The 448-nt window shown below is 32.8% G+C and carries 2 protein-coding genes; one reads left to right on the forward strand and one right to left on the reverse strand.

The window, feature by feature from the left end:
• The coding region (locus ACQRBJ_RS16250) for a hypothetical protein (protein WP_445304263.1) at positions 1–193 on the reverse strand (193 nt) is incomplete at its 3' end.
• Positions 194–257: 64 nt separating this feature from the next.
• On the opposite strand from ACQRBJ_RS16250, the gene ACQRBJ_RS16255 reads away from it, so the two are divergent.
• Positions 258–448: nucleotidyltransferase family protein (locus ACQRBJ_RS16255; protein WP_445304264.1), on the forward strand; the 191-nt coding region annotated here is incomplete at its 3' end.

Raw genomic sequence — 448 nt, forward strand, 5'->3', positions numbered from 1 at the left:
CGGATTCGTTATGAGCCTCTGTTGCATAATCGTGACGATAGGCAACTGTTGGTTCTTTTGGGTTTGACATTATTTTAGTCATATTGTAATCCTCCTTATTTTTGGTTACTCTAATATGTTGCAAAATTACGATTAATATTTGAAAGTACCAAAGTTTTAAAATGATATTTTGTGGGGAAATTTGCAAAAACATGGCAAAAAGTTTGGAAGATACCAGATAATTTCTTATATTTGCACTGTCTTAAAAGATAAGTGTTATGAGAACAGTTCAAGATTATATCGCAATAATTAGGCAAAATAGTTCCAAGATTACTAAAGATTTTGGAATCAAGACCTTGCGCATTTTTGGTTCCGTATCACGAAATGAGCAAACAGAGCAAAGCGATTTGGATATTTGTGTAGAAACAGAAACTCCTAATCCATTTTTATTGGCCGACTTGAAAGAGTT

Source organism: Prevotella sp. SGI.167, assembly GCF_050313615.1.
GTDB lineage: Bacteria > Bacteroidota > Bacteroidia > Bacteroidales > Bacteroidaceae > Prevotella.